Here is a 19,765-nt window from a genome sequence, read left to right as displayed (position 1 = left end):
GGCCAGGTCCACCAGGATCGGCTCCGCCAGGGTGGCTTGCTCGTCGGTTAGTCCGGCCACGGCGGCGCAGATGGCCTCCACCACCCCCGCCGCCAGCTCACCCGTGGCGAACTTCTCCCGCACGACGGGGAGGCGGGGCAGTTCCGCGCCGAGGGTGAGCAGGCGGCCCGCACCGCCCACCGTCATCCCCCCACTGGTGCGCAACCAGCAGCGGGTGGAGGCATGGCCGTGCTGCCTGGCCTGCCCCGCACGATGCACCCGCCCCACCCGATCGGCCAGGGCGCAGGTGATCCGATCCCGGGCGAACAGCAACTCCTCCGCCTCGGCAAGGCACATGTCCACGTCGTCGGGCAGCGGGGTCAGCGCCAGCTCTTGGGCCACCTCACGAACCGACCCCACCACCACCCACGACGACCGCACACCACCCCGACCACGACCACGACCACGACCCCGGCCACGATCACGCCCACCCACACCCTCGGAAGCACCCGCACCCGCACCCGGGCCGCCCGCGCCAGCGCCATTCGCGCCAGCGGCATCCCCACGGGCGGCACCCGCGTCAGATCCCGCGCTGTCGGCGGCGCAACGCGCGGCATTCGTGCCAGCGGCATCCGCTCCAGCGCCGTCCACGCCAGCAGCAGCCGCACGATCGGCAGCTCCACGCGCGGCATTCGCGCCAGCGCCGTTCGTGCCGGCGGCATTCGCCTCGGCGGCAGCTCCACGCGTGGCATCCACGCTGTCGGCAGTCCCACGCGCGGCATCCGCGCCAGCGGCGTCCTCACCGTCAGCATTCCCATGGGTGGCATCCGCGCCAGTGTCGTTCACACCAGCGGCAGCCGCACCGGCGGCAGCCCAACGCGTGGCATCCGCGCCGTCAGTATGGGTGCCTGGGCCGTCCGTGGTCTCGGTGCCTGGGCTGGTGGTGCTACCGCTGCTGGGCGCACCTGTGCGCTGCCGGGGCTCGAAGTTGATGATCGGGAAGGGCTCGCGGGCGGACGAGCCATCAGAGGACCACAGCGGCGAATTGGCGATCAGACGGTCCCACCAGCCGTCATCAGGAGTGTTCGAATGACGAAGGCGCTCAGGATCGATACCGAACGGATCCATCACACCTCCCTCGCTCGATTCGAACTGACGTATGGATTTTCTCACAGTCCGTGAGCGAGTGGCAACTGTGCGAAGCGAATGGCTGGAGCCTCAGGTAGCCCCGAAAAAACACGGGCGTGCCGGGGTGTGCCTGGCGCCGGGCCGGCTTGGGCTTCAGCGGGAGGCCGCGACGAGAGCTGAACAGATCGATGTCATCTGAGGGGCGGACCCCATCCCGAGGAGCTGAACGGCATGCTGCCGCCCGGGACGAAGCCGTACGCAGCGACGACCTTGCGCCCGACGCGAGCCAGACAGGATCCGCCAACGGCCAGGCGCGTGTGGGCCTGGCCCACTTCTCCATGGCCGCGGACAGGATTCGAGGTCGTGCCTCACGCAGCGTGGGCGCAGATCGGGGATGCGCTGTTCCCGGCCGCAATCGCCAATCTCCGAGGTGCCACGCAGACGGGCAGTCAGTCGTCCGACATGTGGGCGGCGGGACTGTCGCATTGAGGGCGACTGTTACACGGTCACCACGGGTACGCCGTCCGGGCGGTCGGCGAGCAGGGCCGCGATGTGGTCCGCGCAGCGGAGAGCTGCCGTGGCCATGGCGTTCCTGATCATCCCGGCGACATGCGGGGTCAGCAGGACGTTGGGGAGGCCGAAGAGTGGCGAGGTGAAGGCGGCGTGCTCGTGCTCGAAGGTGTCGACAGCGGCTGCCGCGAGCGGATGTGCGGGGTCGCGCGGCGCGTCGGCCAGGGCCTGCTCGTCGACGATCCCGCCCCGGGCGGTGTTCAGCAGGATCGACCGCGGACGCATCAGCGCCAGCTCCGCCCGCCCGATCAGCCCTCGGGTCTGGGGAGTGAGTGGCAGATGCAGGGAGACCACGTCACTGGTGCGGTCTCGGCGATCAGCGCGGACTCGTCGAAGGCGTCGAAGTCGGTGAAGTCCACCCGGTCGGCCCAGGCAGCCCGTGTCGCGGCGTGATCGGCTACCCGCCGGAGGTTCAACGGGTAGCACTGGACGGCTTTTTCATCACTCGGATTGGGCGCTTCGATGCATGCCTGCCGCCTGTCCAGAGAATGCAAGGGCCCGGACGGCCGGGGCTCAGCGGTCGTACATGAGAGCACGAAAAATCCGGCCAGCACCATGATGCTGGTTTTGGGCGCATGCACAGCTTCTCCCCTCGAGTCGATCAGCCGAGTACGAAGGGAAGCCTTGCGGCCAGGTCGCCGAGTGCCGCCTTCTCGGCCTCGGCCGGGGCACGCCGTCCGGTGCCGACCAGCAACGCGTCCGTGTCGGAGAACGACGCGGGGAAGGCGGCGCCGACGATCTTCTCCAGCATCTCGCGCGACCGGGCGAGCCCCTCGGCGGGCGGCCCGGCCACACCAGGGAGGTGCGCGATCAGGTCGAGGTGGTGCAGCGTCCACTCCAGGACGTACGCCGAAAGGTAGTCGCCGGCGGTGAGAACCTCGCCCCGGGTGCCGACCCGGAGTCGCGGGTCGGCGAGCCCCGCGGCACGGCCCGCGGCGGAGCCGACGTCGTCGAGGTGGAACTTCAGCAGCCGAGGTTCCTCGTAGGCGGCGGCCAGCCGGACGATCAGCGCGTCGAGCGGATCGTCGCCGGTCGGCGGCGTCGCCGAGACCTCCCAGTAGGTCACCGCGTCACGGGTCGGTTCCTTCTCCTCCGGGGTCGCCAGGGTGATCAGGACGTCCTGAGCATCGATCACCAGATGGCACACCAGGTCCCGCACGAGCCAGCCGGCACATCCGGACGGCCGCGCGAAGTCCTCGTCCGGCAGTTCGGCGACCGCCCTGCGCAGCGCCGTCCACGAGTGGGCGAAGAGATCCACACCGGCACGGTAGTGCGGTGCCCCGACGGCGGACAACCGCATTCGGGCGGCCTGTTCGCGTGCACGGCACGCGACAGCCGGCACCCGGCCGCGGTTCCCGCCGGTTCCAACCGTGTCGCCATGAGACCGGCGGCCGTCGAGGGCGCCCCGGGGCTCGCCCGGCACCGAAGTCCCGAACGATGCCGCCGCCATGAAACCGGCGACCGTCGGGGCCGGGCCTGGGGAACTGCCGGTGCCGCGAAAACCGGCGGACGTCAGGGCAGGCCCGCAGACCCGCCGGCACCGTGAGACCGTCCGCCTCTACTGGTCCTGGTTCCCCTCGGCCTGACGCTGCTGCTCGCGGTAGGCGCGACGCTGTTCCTCGGCCCGCTCCCGGCAGCGGCGGAGGAAGTCCTCGTCGTCGTCCGGGTTGGAGGGGACGAACCGGCCCGGCCGGTCGTACTCGGGGAAGCTCCCGGTGTTGCCCCTGTACGGCAGCCCGCCGGGCCGCGTCACGGTCTGCGGCCGGCCCGCGAGCAGCCACAGGATCGACCCGACCTCGGGAAGTAACAGGACGATCAGGATCCACGCCCCCTTGGGCAGGTTCCGGCAGTCCTCCTCCGCCGTGACGATCACGTCGAGCAGACAGAAGATCCACAAGGCGAGCAGAACCAGACCGAACCCGCCATATAAGAGGGGCATCCCGAATCCTCCAGTTTCAGACGCGCAGAGCGTAGCGGCTCCGATCTTCGGCTGACGGGCCTTTCCCCGACACGTGATCTTTCCCGATGCGGTGAATCCCGGGACCCCGCGGTGGCGCGCCCGCACGTGCCCGTGTCACACTCACTGTTATAGAACTCTTCGAGGAGTTATAGAACGATAGGAGCATGACATGCGAGATGTGCTGACGTGGGGTGAGGCGGCCCCGCCCGACGGGACGATGGGCGTGCCCGGAGCGCGGGGCCGGTTCGGCGCGTACGGCGGGCGGTACGCGCCGGAGTCCCTGGTGGAGGCGTGCCGTGAGGTGGGCGAGGCGTTCCGGGAGGCCTGGGCCGATCCGGGGTTCCGGGGCGCCCTGGCACGGCTGCTCGCCGTCCACGCCGGGCGGCCGACCCCGCTCACCCCCGCCCTCCGCCTGTCGGACGAGCTGGGCGTACGGCTCTGCCTCAAGCGCGAGGACCTCACCCACACCGGATCCCACAAGATCAACAACGTGCTGGGCCAGGCCCTGCTGGCCGTCCGCATGGGACGGCGCAGGCTGATCGCCGAGACCGGAGCCGGCCAGCACGGGGTGGCCACCGCGACCGCCGCCGCGCTGCTCGGGCTGGAGGCCACGGTGTTCATGGGCGAGCGCGACATCGAGCGGCAGGCGCTGAACGTCTTCCGGATGCGCATGCTGGGCGCCGAGGTCATCCCGGTGACCTCGGGCAGCCGTACGCTCAAGGACGCGACCAGCGAGGCCATGCGGGCGTGGGTGGGCGCGACCGGCGACTCCCATTACTGCATCGGCTCGGTCGTCGGGCCGGATCCGTACCCCTGGATGGTCAGGGAGTTTCAGCGGGTCATCGGCGACGAGGCCCGCGCGCAGTGCGCCGCCGAGCTGCGCACCGGCGTGCCGGACCACGTGGTCGCGTGCGTCGGCGGTGGTTCCAACGCGGCCGGCACGTTCGCCGGATTCGCCGACACCGCGGCACGCCTGGTCGGCGTCGAGGCGGAGGGCGGCGCCGGGGCGGCCCGCGGCCGGCTCGGCGTCCTGCACGGCTGCCGCTCGCTGTTCCTGCAGGACGGCGACGGGCAGATCACCCAGGCGCACTCCATCGCCCCCGGGCTCGACTATCCGGGTGTCGGCCCGGAGCACGCCCACCTGCGCGACCTGGGCCGGGCCCGCTACGTCACGGTGACCGACGACGAGGCGGTCGCCGCGGCCGTACGGCTCGCACGCACCGAAGGCATCCTCCCCGCGCTCGAGTCGGCGCACGCCCTCGCCTGGGTGATCCGCGCGGCGGGCGACGGCGAGCTCCCCGCGGGATCGACGGTGCTCATGACGTTGTCCGGCCGAGGCGACAAGGACGTCTCCACCCTGAAGGAGCTGCTGTGACCAACCCCCCCCTGGCCGCGGGAGCGGTCGAACGCCACCTGCGCGCCCGCCGCGACACCGGCCGCGGGCTGCTCATGCCGTACGTCACCGGGGGGATCGCGCCCGGCTGGACGGACCATCTGCGGGCGTTCGCCGACGCCGGGGCGGACGCGATCGAGGTCGGCCTGCCCTTCTCCGACCCCACGCTGGACGGCGTCACCATCCAGCAGGCGAGCGACCTCGCGCTGGCCCGGGGGGCGAGCACCCGCCGGATCCTCGACGACCTGTCCGCACTGCCGGACCTGGGTGTGCCGCTGGTCGCCAGCACCTACTACAACCTGGTGCTGCACGACGGCCCCGAGGCGTTCTGCGCCGCGCTGCGCCGGGCCGGCGTCACCGGCCTGATCGTGCCCGACCTGCCGGTGAACGAGGCGGACGAGCTGACCGGCGCCGCCGCCGGCGCCGGGATCGAGCCGGCCCTGCTGGCCTCGCCCGCGACCCTGCAACCGCGGCTGGCGGAGATCGCGCGCCACAGCCGCGGGTTCGTCTACGCGGTGTCCCTGATGGGCACCACCGGTGAGCGGGCCGTCCTGGCCGCCTCGGCGGCGGAGCTCACCGGGCGGATCAGGCGCGTCACCGACCTGCCGGTCTTGCTAGGATTCGGCATCTCCACCCCGGACCAGGCACGCGAAGCCCGCCGGCACGCCGACGGCGTGGTGGTCGGTGCCGCGGTCATGCGGCGGGTGCTCGACGGGGCCGGACCGGACGACCTGCGGGTCTTCCTCACGACCCTGCGGCAGGCCCTCGACCAGGAGTGTGACCCACCACGATGACCCCCGACGCCGGGCACGAGGCGAGATACCGCGCCATCGCCGCCGACCTCGCCGCGAAGATCCGGTCGGGACACTACGCCCCGGGGGAGGCCCTGCCGCCGCAGCGCGAGCTGAGCGCCTCCTACGGGGTGACCCTCATGACGCTGCGCCAGGCGTTGCGGCAGCTCAGCGACGAACGGCTGATCGTGCAGCAACCCGGCAAGGGCACGTTCGTCGCCCCGCCCCACCTGGCATACCAGCTGGACTCGCTCCGCAGCCTCGTCGACGACCTGCGCAAACAGGGCCACGACGTACGCACCTCGGTGGCCGGGCGGGCGGTGCGCCGGGCCCCCGCCCGGATCGCCGCCGAGCTGCGGCTGCGTCCCGGCGAGAGCGCGCTGCGGCTGGAGCGGGTCCGGGAGTTCGAGGGACGCCCCGCCGTACATCAGGTGTCGTGGGTCCGCCGGCCGGTGGCCGACCGGATCCGCGACCGCGACTTCACCGTCGTCTCCCTCTACACGGCCCTCGCCGACGCGGGGGTGACGGTCGCACGCGCGTCCGAGGTGGTGCGGCCCGGCCTGCTCGACGCCGCCGCCGCCCGCCACCTCCACGAGCCGCCGGGCAGCCCGGTGCTCGTCAGCACCCGCATCACCTACACCCTCGACGCCACGCCCGTGGTGTCCGACCACGCCACCATCCTCGGCAGCATGATGGAGATCCGCACCGAACGCGCCGCCACCGGCCTGTCCCTCACCTGGGGCGCCACCAGCTGAATCGCGCCCGACCTCGTCCGGCCGGTAAGGCGGTCAGACACCCGGCGCGACCCACAGGCGGACCGCAAGGCCGAGGCCGATCAGCGCGACCAGCCAGCGCAGCAGCCCGGACGGCAGCCGCCGGGTGACCAGCGGACCGAGCGTCGATCCGGCGAACAGCCCCACGGCGAGCGGGACGACGGCGGCCCACTCGACGGGCCCGAAGAGGACGAATCCGGCGGCGGAGACCAGGGCGCCGGCACCGAGGAGCATGTTCTTCAGGGCGTTGGCGGCGGGCAGCCGCGGCTCGGCGGTCACCAAGAGGAGGGCGAGGATCATCACCCCCGACCCCGCGCCGAAATATCCGTTGTAGACCGACAGGGCGGTCAGCCCGAGCGGGAGGACGGCGTCGGGTGAACCACGCCGTTCGTGGCGCAGCGCGAGGCGGGGTTGCGCGAGCAGCGCCAGCGAACCCCCGGCCACGAGGAACGGCACGACGCGGGCGAAGACACCGGGCGGGGTGGACAGCAGCAACGCCGACCCCGCCGCCCCGCCGAGCGCCGCCAGCGGCACCCACCGCCGCAGCCACGGCGCCCTCCCGCGCAGCTCGGGCTGGGAGGCCAGGGCCGAGCCCGGCCAGCAGGCGACGAGCGCGACGATGTTGGCCACGTTCGCCGCGAGGGCGGGAAGGCCCGCCGCGAGCAGGGCCGGATAGGAGATGAGCGAGGTGATGCCGCCCGCGGTGCCGACCAGCCCGGCGAGCACCCCTGCGGCGGCCAGCAGCACGGCGTCCCCGAACCCCGTCACGAACCCCGTCACGAGCCCCGTCACGAGCCCTGTCACGAGCCCTGTCACGAGCCCGGTCACAGTGCCCGTCACGAGGCCGGGCGCGCCCCGGCGTCCGGCGGGGGCGTCTCGACCGGGAACAGGATCGGGCTGAGCAGATGCCGCCTGCGCCGCGGCGCGGGCTCGTTCGTCATCCGCGCGACGATGACCGCGCGCAGCTCCGCGATCATCTCGGCGCGTTCCTCCGGGCTCAGCCACAGCACGTGCTGCCGATAACCCACCTCGTCGGCCGCGGGATCGGCGCCGTCCAGGCCGAGGTAGGCGTCGAACTCGGAGATCAGCGCGGCCATCGCCGTGGCGAACGTGCGCCGGTGGTCCTCCGGCGTCATCGCCGCCACGGTGCCGGCGTCGATCACCACCCGCTCGCGCAGCCGGTAGCGCCGTTCCACCGCGCCGCGCACCCGGTGCTCGCCGTCCACCTCCAGCACGCCGGCGTCGGCGAGCGCGGCGACGTGGCGATAGACGGTCGCCTTGTGCACCTCCGATATGCGCTCGCACAACTGCGCGGTCGTGAGGACCCGCCCACCGGCGAGCGCCTGCACGACGCGCAGCCGCACCGGATGCGCGAGCACCTCCATCACGTCCATGGTCCGAATGATCGCACGTGTGCTACCGTTCGCAGAAATGCGAACAATCAGAGGAGAGGGCGGCATGGGACGACCGGCATCGGAGACGACGGCCCCGCCCCTGGGGCGCCTGTACGACGTCGGAGAGCGGCGGTTGATGCTGCACCGCTCGGGCTCGGGCGGGTCGAGCGTGGTGTTCCTGCCCGGCGCGGGCCTGGTGGGCCTCGACTTCCTGAACGTCCAGGAGGGCGCCGCGGCCTTCGCCACGAGCGTGCTCTACGACCGTGGCGGCACGGGCTGGAGCGAGCCGGCGCCTCTCCCCCGCCGCGCGACCGAGGTCGCCGCCGAACTGCGCGGCCTTCTGCGGGCCACGGCGGTTCCCGGGCCGTTCCTCCTGGTGGGACACTCCCTCGGCGCGTTCTACGCGCGCCGCTACGCGCAGCTCTTCCCGGACGATGTCGCCGGGCTCCTCCTGCTCGACCCCGGCCATGAGGACATCCTCGACCACATGCCGGCACAGGCCGCCGACCTGGCCGAGCGGATGCGGCCCGACGCGGCGCGGATGCCGGAGCTGACCGGCGAGCAGCGGTGGGCCGCCCGCGGGGCGTACGCCCGCCTGTACGCCGAGTGGCCCGCGCCGGTGCGCGAGGCGCTGATCGGCCACCACCTGGCGTCGTGGCGGACGAGCCTGCGCGAGACGGAGAACTTCGAGACCGAGGTCTACGACGAGCTGCGGGCCGGCGGGCCGCTGCCCGACGTCCCGCTCATCGTGCTGACCGCGGGCGGCGTGAACCCCTACTGGGCGAAGTTCCTGCCCGAGGAGGTGATGCGCGAGGCGCACGACGGGGTGCGCGCCCTGCACGCGGCGATGGCCCGCTCGGTGCCCAGGGGACGGCAGCGCGTGGTCGACGGCGCCTCCCACCAATACCTGCACGTCGAGCGGGCCGACGAGGTGCTGCGGGCGATCCGCGACCTCATGACGGCCATCTGAGCCCGCGTCACAAGGCGGCGCCCGCCGACCGCCGCCAGGCGTCGATCACCGCGCGTTCCTCGTCGGGATCGAGCCCGGGCGGGAACGCCGGGATCTCGCCCGACCCGGTCAGCCACGCCCAGGTGTCGGCGACCGTCTCCACCACCGGACGGCACCGCAGGCCGGTCGCCATGGCCCGGCCGACGTCGGTGCGGATGAACCCGGCCAGCGCGGGACCGGGCGGGATCCAGCCCGGCAGCGCCGCCCACCGGTCGATCCCGGCCGCCTCGATCGCCTCGGGCTCGACCCAGACCGGCTCGGCGAGCCCGCCGGTGACCGCGACCGCGGACTCCAGCAGGTCGCGGGTCGTGCAGTGCCCCTCCGGGTTGACCAGGTTGACCGGGCCCCGCACCCCGCGCTCGGCCGCGTCGAGCAGCCAGGCGACGAGGTCGCGTACGTCCACGTAGCGGAACGGCTGGCCGGCCGGGCCGGGGGCGAGCATCTCCCCGCCCCGCGCCGCGCGCAGCAGCCAGTGCGGCAGCTGCCCGGGAAGCTCGTGCGGCCCGAGGATCAGCCCGGCGCGGGCCAGCACGGCGCGGTCGCCGAACGCCTCCTCCACGGCGAGCTCGCCGCCCCGCTTGTTGGGGGCGTAGTCGACGTCCTCGGCGTCCGCCGACGCCTCGACCGTGGGCCAGTCCTCGTTCAGGCCGGCCGGCGTCGGGGGCGCGTACACCGCCCGGCTGGAGACGTACACGTACCTGTCCGCGCACCCGGCCAGGGCGCGGGCGCTGTCGCGTACGACCCGGGGCGCGCCGGCCCAGGTGTCCACCACGACGTCCCACCGGCCCTCGGCGAGCGGGGCCAGGCCGGCCGGGCGGAGCCGGTCGCCGGTCACCGCCCGGGCTTCGGGGTGGGCCCATCCGGCGCGCCCGCGCGTGAAGGTGGTGACGTGCCAGCCGCGTTCCACGGCGGCCGTGACCACCCACCGGCCGACGAACGTCGTGCCGCCCAGCACCAGCAACCGCATGCCGTTCATCACTGTCTCCTGATCCGGTAGAGAACGTGGCGGCGCAGCGGGTGACCCGCGGGGAGCGCCGGGTGGTCGAAGTCATCGGCCGGGTCGTGTGTCATCCCGAGCCGCCGCATGACCGCCTGCGAGCGGACGTTCTGCACCGCGGTGAACGAGACGACCTCGGTCAGCCCGGCCCGGCCGAACCCGTCCTCCAGCGACGCCCGCGCCGCCTCCGTGGCGTACCCCCGGCCCCAGGCGGAGCGGGCGAGCCGCCAGCCGATCTCCACGCACGGCGTGAAGGGGGCGGTGAACCTCGGGACCGACAGCCCGGTGAAGCCGATGAACTCGCCGTCGGCCTCGACGGCCCACAGACCGAACCCGTGCTCGTCGAACCCGGCCTCGATGCGCTCGGCCAGCGCGTCGCTGTCCTCCCGGGAGAGCGTGGCCGGGAAGTGCTCCATGACGACGGGATCGGCGTTCAGCGCGGCGAAGGGCTCCTTGTCGTCCTCGCGCCAGCGCCGCAGCACGAGCCGTTCTGTCCTGATCGAATCGGCCACCCGCCGACGATAGTGCACGCAGGCTTTGGCCCCCGATGACGGTCCCCGATGCGGGGGGCGGGAGAAAGCAGAGGCGGAAGTCGGCTAGAGTCGTTCGTGGCCGATGTGGTTTGTGTCCCCCGGGCCGCAATCACCGCCTTCACGGAATCCCGTCCGGCTGGAGCCGTGTTGTGCATCTCGCTGAGGAGGCGACCGCCACATCGGCCCTCGACGTGGGCGCCCCGCGAGACTCGTTCTCGCGGGGCGCCGCTCTCTTTCCCGGTCGTTCAACTGCGTCTTCTCACCAGGCCCGGCCCGCGGGCAGGTGCGCCAGGCCGGGCGCGGACAGGTGCAGCACCTCGTAGCGGTCCGCGTCCGCGTACGCGCCGGGCACCTCCCGCTCCCACAGCGCGAACGTCAGCAGCCGCCAGTGGTGCGGATCCACGGCGAGCGCGGCGGTGTGCAGGCCCCCGGCGCGGCCCAGATCACGCAGTTCGGCGAGGGCGGCGGTCACCTGATCCTCAAGGCCGGCCGTGGCGGGCAGCTCGGTCAGCCGTCGCGACGCCGCGCGGGGCCGCGTCTCCCGGGCCTGACCGGCCTCGGCGGCCAGGCCCGTCCAGTGCCGCACGACCGGCCTGCCGAAGTCGGCGACGATGCCCTGGAACCCGCCCCCGCCGACGAGGAACTCGCCCATCCTCCCGGGGTCGTTCCACAGGTAGAACGGCGCGTACTGGTTGACCGGCGACCCGGCGACGCCCCGCTCGCGGACCAGGTAGGCCTTCAGGCCGAGCCCGGCCCGGTCGTCGAGGGCGTGGCCGCGCGTGGCCACCCGCTCGCGGATGATCGTCATGTCGTAGCCGGCGGGCAGGGTGATCTCGTACTGCATCGCATACACGGCGGGTCTCTCCGGTGGCTCAGGGGTGGGACAGCAGGGCGAGCACGCCCTCGACGGCCTGGTGGAACGGCTCGGGCGTGCCGGCCGCGCGGGCCAGGACATATCCGCCCTGCAGCACCGCCACGATCGTCGCGGCGGTCGCGCCCGGATCGAGACCGGCGTCGAGCTCGCCCAGGTCGCGTCCCTCGGCCAGCACCTCCGCGAGCCGGTCGCGCAGCCACGCGAACGTCTCCTCCACCGGCCGCCGCAGCGCCGGATCGGCCATGACGTCGGGGTCCTGGGTGAGCCGGCCGATCGGGCAGCCCCGCAGCACCTCCCGCTCGCGCCGCAGGTAGGCCGACACGCGCTCGACGGCCGTGCCCGGGCCGCCCAGGATCTCCTCCACCCCGGCGCGCATCTCCTCCGCCGTACGGGTGATCGCGGCCAGCGCAAGGTCGGGCTTCCCGGAAAAGTGGTGATACATGCTGCCCTGACCGGCTCCCGCCCGCTGCTGGATGGCCCGCGGGCTGGTGCCGACGTAGCCGCGTTCCCAGAGCAGTTCGCGGGTGCTCTCGATCAGGCGGTCCGGTGTGCTCACGCCGTACATACTAGTAGGTACAGAGAACTGTTGGTGAAGCCGTACAAAACATGAGGCGGTGTGTTGCAGGGGTCATACACCTGAGCAGGGGTCGGGGCGGCCTAGGGTATTCCCGTCGGACCGGAGAAGGAGAGGCCGTGCTCTACCCCGCCCTGAAGTTCGTCAGCGTTCCCGTCATGCACGCACTGTGGCGGCCGCGAACGGAAGGACGCGAGCACGTCCCCGCGCACGGGCCCGCGATCCTCGCCTCCAACCACCTGTCCGTGCTCGACTCGTTCTTCATGCCGGCCGTCGTTCCGCGCATGGTGCGGTTCGTGGCGAAGAAGGAGTACTTCACCGGCAACCCCGTCGTGGCGGCGTGGATGCGCGCGATGGGGGCGATGGAGATCGACCGGGAGAACGTCTCCGCCGCCCAGGACATGCTCGACGCCGCGGTGGAGGTGCTGAAGGCGGGCGAGCTGTTCGGCATCTACCCCGAGGGCACCCGCTCCCCCGACGGCCGGCTCTATCGGGGGAAGGTCGGCGTGGCCTGGCTGTCGCTGACCACCGGCGCCCCGGTCGTGCCCGTCGCCATGATCGGCACCGAGAAGGTGCTGCCGCCCGGCACCTCGGTGCCGCGCCTGCACAGCATCGGCGTGCGGTTCGGCGAGCCGATGACCTTCACCGGCGACGCGGGCAACGCCCGCGACCGGCGGAGGGTGACCGACGAGGTCATGGCCGCGATCCAGCGCCTGTCCGGCCAGGAGTACGTCCCCCGGTACGGCGCCAGCGTCAAGGGCTCCGGCGAAGCCGGAGTGTGAACGACGGCGGACCCCGCTAGGCTCTGAACCCGACCGCAGGGCCGTCGTTGGGAGTGCGCGTGCCGCGAGGACGTACCATCGCGATCTCCGCAGCCGTGGCCGTCGTGGTGGCCGGAGCGGCCGCCGGGGGCGCCTACTACGTGTTCCACACGCGCGGCACTCCGCAGGAGACGGCCGCGCGGTTCACCGCGGCCTGGTCGAAGGGCGACCTCGCGGCCATGAAGGCCGAGCTCGCCACGCCCGCCGCGGGCTTCGACGCGGCGTACGCCGAGCTCACCAAGAACCTCGGCGTGGCGAAGGTCACCGTGCGCGACGTGCGGGCCGGCGCGGCGAAGGACGACCGGGCGACCGCCTCCTACACCGCCACCGCCACGGTGAAGAACGTCGGCGACTGGACCTACCAGGGCTCGCTCAAGCTCGTGGTCAAGGACCACTACTGGAAGGTCGACTGGTCGCCGTCCGCGGTCCACCCCGCGCTCGACGGGACCAACCACCTGGCGCTGAAGACGTCGTGGCCGCAGCGGGCCGCCATCACCGACGCCAACGGCGACCGCATCGACGGCGGCGACGTGGGCGGCTCGGTGCAGCAGCTCGTGGGCTTCCTCGACAAGGCGACGGACAAGGACGTCGAGAAGCTGGGCACCGCCTACAAGAAGGGCGACGCCGTGGGCCGCGGCGGCCTGCAGGAGACGTTCCAGAAGCAGCTCGCCGGCACTCCGACCACCGAGATCCAGGTGGTCGGCGACAGCCGTAAGACCCTGCACACCGTCAAGGGCTCCCCCGGCAAGGACCTGCGGACCAGCCTCGACCTGAAGGTGCAGCAGGCCGCAGCGGACGCCGTACGCGATCTGGACAAACCCGCCTCGCTCGTAGCCGTCAGGCCCTCGACGGGCGAGATCCTCGCCGTCGTGAACAACAGGGGCGGCTTCAACCGCGCCCTGGACGGCAAGTACCCCCCGGGATCCACGTTCAAGACGGTCACTGCCGCCGGGCTGCTGGCCGAGGGACTGACGCCGTCGAGCCGGGTGACCTGCCCCAAGGAGGCGGTCGTCGGCGGGCTGAAGATCCGCAACTCCGACCACGAGGCGTTCGGGTCGCTGTCGTTCCTCGACTCCTACGCCCACTCGTGCAACACGACGTTCGCGCCGCTCGCCGCGCAGAAGCTGGGCGCGCGCAAGCTGTACGACATGGCGACGAACCTGGGCTTCAACCGGCCGCTGCGCATCGGCGTCCCGGCGACCCCCGGCAGCATGCCGAAGGCCACCAGCGACGCCGAGCTCGCCGCGGAGGCGTTCGGGCAGGCGAGGATCACCGCGAGCCCGCTGGTGATCGCGACCGTGGCCGCGGCGGTGGCCGACGGCTCCTGGCGGCCGCCCACCCTGGTGCCCTCGCTGCAGCAGAAGACCGCTCCCGAGAAGCTGCCGGACGAGGTCGTCGAGCCCCTGCGGTCGATGATGCGGGCCGTGGTCACCAAGGGCACCGCCCACGGCGCCGGGCTGCCCGCGGGGACCGCGGGCAAGACCGGGACCGCCGAGTTCGGCACCGGGCCCAAGCTCGACTCGCACGCCTGGTTCATGGGCTTCCGCGGCGACCTGGCCTTCGCCGTCGTCGTGGAGGGCGGCGGCATGGGCGGCTCGGTCGCCGCCCCGGTCGCCGCGCACTTCCTCAAGTCCCTGTCCTGATGAGGCCGAGGGCGCACGTCACGTGACGGCCGCATCGAGGTCGCCGCTTCACGGCGCCTCGTGGGCTCCGCTAAACCGGCAGAGCGGCGGCGTCGTGCCGCAGAGCCATGACCAGCAGGGTCGCGATCAACGTGGCGATGAGCAACCAGCTCACCGCGATGATCACGGTGGAGCGGCCCGGCAGGCGGCGGCCCGTGCCTCGCCCCTGCCGTCCGCGCTCCGCACGGTGGTTGAACGACTCGAGCCTGGCCGCAAGCTTCGGGTCCTCATCCGTGAGGTGCCGCTCGATCATCGCCAGCATCCGCTCTTCGTCCTGCGACCAGGCCATCGCGCAACTCTCCCAGAACGCAAGGTATGTGCCGACGTTCTGCCCAACCATGAAGATCGTTAGCCGTTTCCAGGGCCGCGATTTACGACGCGTTGTAAGTTGCGATCTCCATCGAACCTCTGTTCTAATCTGAGGGTGCGGTGGGAAGGGCTGCGGCTCGAAACGGGGGAAGGCGCACAGGGAGAGACGACTCCCCTGTTCGCGCGGTCGGCGGTGACCCGGACCTTCGACACCCCGGAGTTCCGGGGCGTCACCTTCTACGAGATCCACGCACGGTCGATCATCAACCGGGTCCCCTCGGCCAGCCGGGTCCCGTTCGAGTGGACGATCAATCCCTACCGGGGCTGCACCCACGCGTGCACGTACTGCTTCGCCCGCAGGACGCACGAATATCTCGACCTGGACTCCGGGCGGGACTTCGACTCGAAGATCGTCGTGAAGGTCAACGCCCCCGACCTCGTACGGAGGGAACTGGCGGCGCCCCGGTGGGGCGGGCACCCCATCGCCATGGGGACCAACGTCGACTGCTACCAGCGGGCCGAGGGCCGATACCGGCTGATGCCGGGCATCCTCGCGGCGCTGCGGGACGCCCGCAACCCGTTCTCGATCCTCACCAAGGGCTCACTGATCCTGCGCGACCTCGATCTGCTCGCCGAGGCCGCACAGGTGACCGACGTCAGCACGGCCGTCTCGATCGGGTTCACCGACGAGTCGCTGTGGCGGGCCGTCGAGCCGGGCACCCCTTCCCCGCGCAAGCGGCTGGAGGTGTGCGCCACGCTGAACGAGCACGGCATCCCCTGCGGCGTGCTCATGGCGCCGATCCTCCCCTATCTGGGCGACTCCCCGCAGGCGCTGGAGGCCACCGTGCGCCGCATCGCCGAGACCGGCGCGACGCACGTCACGCCGATCGTGCTCCACCTGCGGCCGGGCGCACGCGAGTGGTTCATGGCCTGGCTGTCGCGCGAGCACCCCCGGCTCGTCCCCCGTTACCTGGAGCTGTACGGCCGGGGCGCCTACGCCCCCAAGGCATACCAGGAACGGATCGGCCACGCCGTGCGCGCGCTCGCCCGCAAGTACGGCATCGGCCGGTCGACCCCGCGCGGCGATCAGGCACCAGGAACGGGCGGCGGCGATCGCGCCGCCGAGGCGGGTGGCAACGCCGCGGCCGACGCGGGTGGCGCCCGTTCCTGGCGACGGCCCGGCGAGCGGCCGGCTCCCTCGCCCGCACCCCCCGCGCCGCCCGAACAGCTCACGCTCCTTTAGGCAACCGCTGGCGGTAAGCGGCCGTCGGGGGGATAGGCGGCGGTGCGGCCGCTCCTGCTCGGCCCCGGAGCGGACGGGCCGGTCAGGTGTCACCGGCCGATGGCGGCACGGCGAAGGCACCGGCGGATGCGGCGAGAGCGGCGGTTCTGGCCGCCTGGCCGGGCAGGTCCGGGCCGGGCGGCGTGCGGAGAAGCACCAACTGGTGATACACGGGGGCCGTGGCGGCGATGAGCAGTCGCCGGGCGTCCGTGCCCGGCGGGAGTTCGGCGCGCTCGACTGCCCGGCGGACGATGACCTCGCACCGGGCGTACCGGTCCTCCCAGAGCCGCCGTTGGGCGTGATCGGCCTGCTCGGAGCGGAACGAAGCGGCGATCAGGGCCGCCACGATCGGCGGCTGTGCGGTGAGCGCGTCCTGGATCTCGCGGTTCAGTGCCGCCAGGTCGCCCTCCAGAGAACCAGTGTCCGGGGGCTGCCAGGCGTCGTCGCCCGCCGCGTCCAGGACGTCGGCGAGCAGGCCGCCGACGTCTCCCCAGCGCCGGTACACCGTCGCGCGGTGCACACCCGAGCGGGCGGCGACGGAGTCGACGGTGAGCCCGTCATAACCGTGCTCTCCGAGCTCGGCGAGCACCGCGTCGAGCACCTGCCTGCGGATACGGGCGGTACGGCCGCCGGGGCGGCGCCGGGGCGGCGGCACGGGCCTGGCGCCCTCCGGCTCTGGTGTGGAAGAAGTCATCGCTGGTGGTCCGGTTGCTCAATGGAACGGCGGCATGCAAGGATCTTAACGCACCAACTGTCGCAGTAGTGATGCCATCGACCCTCTTCGAAGCGTTGGCCAGGAAGGAAACGACGCGCGATGCCGGCTGTGCCCCCCCGACCCGACCGTGCTGCATCCGATGCCCGGGCAACCGCGGGTGGTGTTGCTGAAGCCGCTGATCACCTCGCCGCTGATCGAAGTCGGCGAGTTCTCGTACTATGACGACCCGGACGATCCGACCGCGTTCGAGACCCGCAACGTGCTGTACCACTACGGGCCCGAGAAGCTGGTCATCGGGAAGTTCTGCGCTCTGGGTGAGGGCGTGCGGTTCATCATGAACGGTGCCAACCATCGCATGGACGGACCTTCGACGTTCCCGTTCCCGATCATGGGCGGGTCCTGGGCTGAGCACTTCGACCTCATCACGGGCCTGCCCGGACGGGGCGACACGGTGGTGGGCAACGACGTCTGGCTCGGATACCGGTCGATGGTGATGCCCGGTGTGCGCGTCGGCCACGGAGCGATCATCGCCTCCGGCTCGGTCGTCGCGGACGACGTCCCCGACTACGGCATCGCCGCCGGCAACCCCGCCAGGCTCATCCGCCGCCGCTACGGCGACACGGACATCGAGCGCCTCCTCGCGCTGGCCTGGTGGGACTGGCCGCTCCAGCACATCACCGACCACATCCGCACGATCATGTCCGGAAGCATCGACGACCTGGAGAACGCGGCGCCGCTCCCCCACGGATGATCCGGCGCTTCAGAGTTCCAGCACTTCCGAATCGAGTCATCGGCATGCCTGCCTCCACACCCCGCAACCCGTTCGCCGACCTGCTTCGCGCCCATGCCGTCCCGCTCACCCACCTCGACCCGGCGGCGCCGCTCGACGACCTGGAGCCGCTGCGCGACATCATCGGCTATGCGCGCGTCGTCGCGCTCGGCGAGAACTCGCACTTCATCACCGAGTTCTCGCTGCTGCGCCGGCGCATCCTGCGCTTCCTGGCCGAACGCTGCGGCTTCACCGTCCTGGCCTTCGAGTACGGCTTCAGCGAAGGCTTCCCTCTCGACGCCTGGGCCCAGGGCCAGGGGACGGACGACGACCTGGACGCCCGGCTCGCCGCGGCCATTCCTGTGGGAGTCGCGGAGCCGCTGCGCTGGATACGCCGGCACAACGCCACCGCCGAGGTGCCGGTGCGCTTCGCCGGGATCGACGTCCCCGCGGCCGGCGGCTCGCTGCTGCCCGCCCTGACCCCCGTCGCCGACTACCTGCGGCGGATCGACCCCGAGACCCTCCCGCTGGTCCAGCAGGCCATCCGGATCGCCGAGTCGTTCGCCGGAGCGTCCGCCGCCTCGGCCGCGCCGGCCTGGACCCGCTTGGCCGCCGCCGAGCAGGACGCTCTCAGTGCGATCCTGATGCGCCTGCTCATCCGGTTCCGTGCCGTCGAGGTGCTGTACGTCTCCCGCGGCGACCGGCGAAGTTACGAGATCGCTCTGCGCCGGATCGAGGCCGCCTGCCACGCCGACTACGGCTTTCGTGCCATGGCCGGGCTGTACGCCGGCACCGGCCTGACCGCCGACACCTCGGCCCGCGACGTCTACATGGCCGGGTCGGTCCTGTGGCACCTGGAGCGCTTCGGCCCCGGCACCCGCATCGTGCTGGCGGCCCACAACGCCCACATTCAGAAGACGCCGGTCTCCTTCGACGGCCACCTCACCGGGCTCCCCATGGGACAGCACCTCCACCGCTGCCTGGCCGATGAATACGTCGCCCTCGCCCTGACCAGCATCACCGGGCACACCGCTGATATGCGTCCCGATGAGGACGCCCGCTTCGGATTCGCCATCGACAACACCAAGCTGGAGCCGCCCGAGCAGGGCAGCATCGAGGCCGCCTTCGCGGATGCCGGGCTCGGGCTGAGCATGGCCGATCTCCGCCGGGCGCGTGCGGAGGCCTCCGGCGGCGCGGGCCCCGACCGCATCCGGATCCAGAGCGCCTACCTGCACACCCCCGTCCTCGACGCGTTCGACGGCATCGTCAACACGCCGGTCTCCACCGTTGCCGGCGACATCGAGAACTGACGCCCCAGAGAGATCCGGGGCGATAAGACAGGTTCGTCGGGACCGCCGTCACCGGCCGCTTATGTCCTCCTCGTGGGCGGATAGCCCCGCCGCGGGGGTGTCCGTGCGGATACGATCGGCGGCCGTGGAGGACGTCGCCGAGGACGCTGAGGACTTCGTCTGCGCGCATACCCGGCTCGCGGCCGTGCCGTACGTGCCGGAGATACGGCTGCACCTGGTCACGCCCAGCAATGCGCCCAGCGGCGTGCCCACCGGCGGGGCGCCGGGCGTAGGGCCGGACGTGGACGGCGACGACCACGTGTACGAGTTGTGGGAGCGCGCCGGGCGGCTGCCCTTCTGGGCCTGCCCCTGGGCCGGAGGGCAGGCGCTGGCCCGCCACGTGCTCGACCACCCGGAGATCGTGCGGGGCCGCACCGTCCTCGACCTCGCCACCGGCTCGGGGCTGGTCGCGATCGCCGCGGCGCTGGCCGGAGCCGCCCTGGTCGTCGCCAACGACGTCGACCCGTACGCGCTGGCGGCCGTCGGCGTGAACGCCCGCGCCAACGGCGTCACGGTGCGGGTCGCCGCGGGCGACCTGCTCGACGGGACGCCGTCCCAGCAGGTCGTGCTGGCGGGGGACGTCTACTACGAGGAGCCGCTGGCCCGGCGGGTCACCCCGTTCCTGTCGAGGGCCGGCGGGGAGGTCCTCATCGGAGCGCCCGACCGCGCCTGCTCCTATCTCCCCGAGGGCGTGTTCGAGCAGGTCGGCGTGCATCAGGTGCCGGCCTTCCTGGAGGACACCCCCAGCAAACGGACAACCGTATATCGGCTTTCCACACACGCTGTGACCTAGCTCACAACAACGCGACAACTGCCGGTTACGTCACAGGGAAAGGGGATCTTCATCTGACACGAATCGGGGC

General features: G+C 72.3%; 24 protein-coding genes. 10 read left to right on the top strand and 14 right to left on the bottom strand.

The window, feature by feature from the left end:
* The 6 genes from FLV34_RS21915 to FLV34_RS21895 all read right to left on the bottom strand — a co-directional run.
* A partial coding sequence (locus FLV34_RS21915; protein ID WP_222709580.1) for a hypothetical protein occupies positions 1 to 381 on the bottom strand: 381 nt, incomplete at its 3' end.
* A complete protein-coding gene (locus FLV34_RS21910) occupies positions 360 to 662 on the bottom strand; it encodes a hypothetical protein (RefSeq protein WP_147943932.1) in 303 nt (100 codons plus the stop codon). The genes FLV34_RS21910 and FLV34_RS21915, both read right to left, overlap by 22 nt.
* Positions 663 to 1,605: 943 nt before the next feature.
* Positions 1,606 to 1,971 (bottom strand): NAD(P)-dependent oxidoreductase, encoded by a 366-nt coding sequence (locus FLV34_RS21905; RefSeq protein ID WP_222709579.1) that lies wholly within the window; start codon positions 1,969 to 1,971, stop codon positions 1,606 to 1,608.
* On the bottom strand, positions 1,926 to 2,258 hold the full coding sequence (locus tag FLV34_RS40620) for a hypothetical protein (RefSeq protein WP_168065766.1): 333 nt from the start codon (positions 2,256 to 2,258) through the stop codon (positions 1,926 to 1,928). The genes FLV34_RS21905 and FLV34_RS40620 overlap by 46 nt, the downstream gene beginning before the upstream one ends.
* A gap of 20 nt (positions 2,259 to 2,278) precedes the next feature.
* On the bottom strand, positions 2,279 to 2,935 hold the full coding sequence (locus FLV34_RS21900) for a maleylpyruvate isomerase N-terminal domain-containing protein (protein WP_142647027.1): 657 nt from the start codon (positions 2,933 to 2,935) through the stop codon (positions 2,279 to 2,281).
* A 300-nt stretch (positions 2,936 to 3,235) separates the two neighbouring features.
* Positions 3,236 to 3,616, bottom strand: a complete 381-nt coding sequence (locus FLV34_RS21895; protein ID WP_147943931.1) for a PLDc N-terminal domain-containing protein — start codon at positions 3,614 to 3,616, stop codon at positions 3,236 to 3,238.
* 190 nt (positions 3,617 to 3,806) lie between these two features.
* Between FLV34_RS21895 and trpB the strand changes: the two genes are divergently transcribed.
* Genes trpB through FLV34_RS21880 form a run of 3 tightly spaced genes read left to right on the top strand, consistent with a single transcriptional unit; the run spans position 3,807 to position 6,576 of the window.
* Positions 3,807 to 5,012, top strand: coding sequence for a tryptophan synthase subunit beta (gene trpB / locus FLV34_RS21890; RefSeq protein ID WP_205830072.1), 1,206 nt, complete (start codon positions 3,807 to 3,809; stop codon positions 5,010 to 5,012).
* Entirely contained in the window at positions 5,009 to 5,824 is an 816-nt protein-coding gene (gene trpA, locus FLV34_RS21885; protein WP_147943930.1) for a tryptophan synthase subunit alpha, read from the top strand. The genes trpB and trpA overlap by 4 nt, the downstream gene beginning before the upstream one ends.
* A complete protein-coding gene (locus tag FLV34_RS21880) occupies positions 5,821 to 6,576 on the top strand; it encodes a GntR family transcriptional regulator (RefSeq protein ID WP_142647024.1) in 756 nt (251 codons plus the stop codon). The genes trpA and FLV34_RS21880 overlap by 4 nt, the downstream gene beginning before the upstream one ends.
* 33 nt (positions 6,577 to 6,609) lie before the next feature.
* On the opposite strand, the gene FLV34_RS21875 is transcribed toward FLV34_RS21880, so the two are convergent.
* Both FLV34_RS21875 and FLV34_RS21870 read right to left on the bottom strand, forming a co-directional pair.
* The gene (locus FLV34_RS21875) at positions 6,610 to 7,434 is read right to left on the bottom strand and encodes a sulfite exporter TauE/SafE family protein (RefSeq protein ID WP_261985858.1); all 825 of its coding nucleotides are present in this window, start codon (positions 7,432 to 7,434) and stop codon (positions 6,610 to 6,612) included.
* A complete protein-coding gene (locus FLV34_RS21870) occupies positions 7,431 to 7,988 on the bottom strand; it encodes a helix-turn-helix domain-containing protein (RefSeq protein ID WP_142647023.1) in 558 nt (185 codons plus the stop codon). The genes FLV34_RS21875 and FLV34_RS21870 overlap by 4 nt, the downstream gene beginning before the upstream one ends.
* A 64-nt stretch (positions 7,989 to 8,052) precedes the next feature.
* On the opposite strand from FLV34_RS21870, the gene FLV34_RS21865 reads away from it, so the two are divergent.
* Positions 8,053 to 8,958, top strand: coding sequence for an alpha/beta fold hydrolase (locus FLV34_RS21865; RefSeq protein ID WP_222709578.1), 906 nt, complete (start codon positions 8,053 to 8,055; stop codon positions 8,956 to 8,958).
* Positions 8,959 to 8,965: 7 nt separating this feature from the next.
* Here the strand turns inward: FLV34_RS21865 and FLV34_RS21860 are convergent, their stop codons facing one another.
* From FLV34_RS21860 to FLV34_RS21845, 4 genes are all read right to left on the bottom strand, one after another.
* Positions 8,966 to 9,973 (bottom strand): NAD-dependent epimerase/dehydratase family protein, encoded by a 1,008-nt coding sequence (locus tag FLV34_RS21860; RefSeq protein WP_240971245.1) that lies wholly within the window; start codon positions 9,971 to 9,973, stop codon positions 8,966 to 8,968.
* Positions 9,973 to 10,506, bottom strand: coding sequence for a GNAT family N-acetyltransferase (locus FLV34_RS21855; protein ID WP_260617190.1), 534 nt, complete (start codon positions 10,504 to 10,506; stop codon positions 9,973 to 9,975). The genes FLV34_RS21860 and FLV34_RS21855 overlap by 1 nt, the downstream gene beginning before the upstream one ends.
* A gap of 280 nt (positions 10,507 to 10,786) precedes the next feature.
* Positions 10,787 to 11,371, bottom strand: a complete 585-nt coding sequence (locus FLV34_RS21850) for a DUF4865 family protein (protein ID WP_205830070.1) — start codon at positions 11,369 to 11,371, stop codon at positions 10,787 to 10,789.
* Positions 11,372 to 11,399: 28 nt separating this feature from the next.
* Positions 11,400 to 11,957 carry a TetR/AcrR family transcriptional regulator gene (locus FLV34_RS21845; protein WP_142647021.1) on the bottom strand — a complete coding sequence of 186 codons (558 nt, stop codon included), beginning with the start codon at positions 11,955 to 11,957 and terminating at the stop codon, positions 11,400 to 11,402.
* Positions 11,958 to 12,094: 137 nt separating this feature from the next.
* On the opposite strand from FLV34_RS21845, the gene FLV34_RS21840 reads away from it, so the two are divergent.
* A complete protein-coding gene (locus FLV34_RS21840; protein WP_260617189.1) occupies positions 12,095 to 12,757 on the top strand; it encodes a 1-acyl-sn-glycerol-3-phosphate acyltransferase in 663 nt (220 codons plus the stop codon).
* A 59-nt stretch (positions 12,758 to 12,816) separates the two neighbouring features.
* A complete protein-coding gene (locus tag FLV34_RS21835; RefSeq protein WP_142647020.1) occupies positions 12,817 to 14,439 on the top strand; it encodes a penicillin-binding transpeptidase domain-containing protein in 1,623 nt (540 codons plus the stop codon).
* A 70-nt stretch (positions 14,440 to 14,509) separates the two neighbouring features.
* Here FLV34_RS21835 and FLV34_RS21830 read toward each other — a convergent pair whose 3' ends face one another.
* Positions 14,510 to 14,767, bottom strand: coding sequence for a DUF3040 domain-containing protein (locus FLV34_RS21830; protein WP_142647019.1), 258 nt, complete (start codon positions 14,765 to 14,767; stop codon positions 14,510 to 14,512).
* A gap of 135 nt (positions 14,768 to 14,902) precedes the next feature.
* Here FLV34_RS21830 and FLV34_RS21825 point away from each other — a divergent pair, with 135 nt between their 5' ends.
* Complete coding sequence (locus tag FLV34_RS21825) at positions 14,903 to 16,030, top strand: Rv2578c family radical SAM protein (protein ID WP_147943929.1); 1,128 nt, start codon at positions 14,903 to 14,905, stop codon at positions 16,028 to 16,030.
* Positions 16,031 to 16,112: 82 nt separating this feature from the next.
* On the opposite strand, the gene FLV34_RS21820 is transcribed toward FLV34_RS21825, so the two are convergent.
* Positions 16,113 to 16,763, bottom strand: coding sequence for a TetR/AcrR family transcriptional regulator (locus FLV34_RS21820; RefSeq protein ID WP_147943928.1), 651 nt, complete (start codon positions 16,761 to 16,763; stop codon positions 16,113 to 16,115).
* Positions 16,764 to 16,923: 160 nt separating this feature from the next.
* Here FLV34_RS21820 and FLV34_RS21815 point away from each other — a divergent pair, with 160 nt between their 5' ends.
* The 3 genes from FLV34_RS21815 to FLV34_RS21805 all read left to right on the top strand — a co-directional run bounded on the left by FLV34_RS21815 (position 16,924) and on the right by FLV34_RS21805 (position 19,695).
* On the top strand, positions 16,924 to 17,535 hold the full coding sequence (locus FLV34_RS21815; protein WP_147943927.1) for a CatB-related O-acetyltransferase: 612 nt from the start codon (positions 16,924 to 16,926) through the stop codon (positions 17,533 to 17,535).
* A gap of 44 nt (positions 17,536 to 17,579) precedes the next feature.
* The gene (locus tag FLV34_RS21810; RefSeq protein ID WP_147943926.1) at positions 17,580 to 18,863 is read left to right on the top strand and encodes an erythromycin esterase family protein; all 1,284 of its coding nucleotides are present in this window, start codon (positions 17,580 to 17,582) and stop codon (positions 18,861 to 18,863) included.
* Between the two features lie 124 nt (positions 18,864 to 18,987).
* On the top strand, positions 18,988 to 19,695 hold the full coding sequence (locus FLV34_RS21805; RefSeq protein WP_222709577.1) for a methyltransferase: 708 nt from the start codon (positions 18,988 to 18,990) through the stop codon (positions 19,693 to 19,695).
* Positions 19,696 to 19,765: the final 70 nt, after the last annotated feature.

Source organism: Microbispora sp. CSR-4 (assembly GCF_008033685.1).
Classification (GTDB): Bacteria; Actinomycetota; Actinomycetes; order Streptosporangiales; family Streptosporangiaceae; genus Microbispora.
The sequence above is the reverse complement of the archived record's forward strand: the minus strand, read 5'-3'. Positions and strand labels throughout refer to the sequence as shown.